Source organism: Rhizobium sp. IY2 (assembly GCF_047532935.1).
GTDB classification, from domain to species: domain Bacteria; phylum Pseudomonadota; class Alphaproteobacteria; order Rhizobiales; family Rhizobiaceae; genus Rhizobium; species Rhizobium anhuiense.
The window spans coordinates 1-548 of record NZ_JBLKNU010000041.1; the positions used below are offsets into that span (position 1 = coordinate 1).

Consider the following 548-nt stretch of genomic DNA (forward strand, 5'->3'; position numbering starts at 1 on the left):
GAGGCCGTGACCCAGCTGGTCCAGGCGATCGACGACGCCCGCTGAGATCACTTGTGATGACAATGCTTCCCCGCGTGACCCGCGGGGAAGCTTCAGGCTCCGCGCCGATCACGCAGGATGATCATGCCCGGACGATATCGAGGAGCCATCATGCGGGGAGGAGATGACATTCCATGAGCACAGTTGCGACCACCGATCCGGTTCTGACGCCGCGGCAATCGACGGGCATCTCGTTGCGCGGCCGGCTGCAGGATGCGCTGCCGAAGATCGTGCTGGCGCCGAGCTTCGTCATCACCATCATCTTCGTCTACGGCTTCATCATCTGGACGGCCTATCTGTCCTTCACCAATTCCAAGACCTTTCCTTCCTATGCGCTGACCGGCGCACGCGCCTATCAGCGGCTGTGGCGCTGGACCTTCGAGAGCGATCCGCCGTCCTCCTGGTATACCTCGATCACCAACATGGCGATCTTCGGCTTCCTCTATGTCGGCATCTGCCTGGCGCTCGGTCTCTTCCTCGCCATCCTGCTCGACCAGAAGATCCGCGGC

1 pseudogene is annotated in these 548 nt (G+C 61.9%); it reads left to right on the plus strand.

What is annotated here, in order from left to right:
- Positions 1-173: 173 nt before the first annotated feature.
- Positions 174-548, plus strand: a pseudogene (locus ACMUVN_RS33285) (sugar ABC transporter permease); the annotation flags it as partial.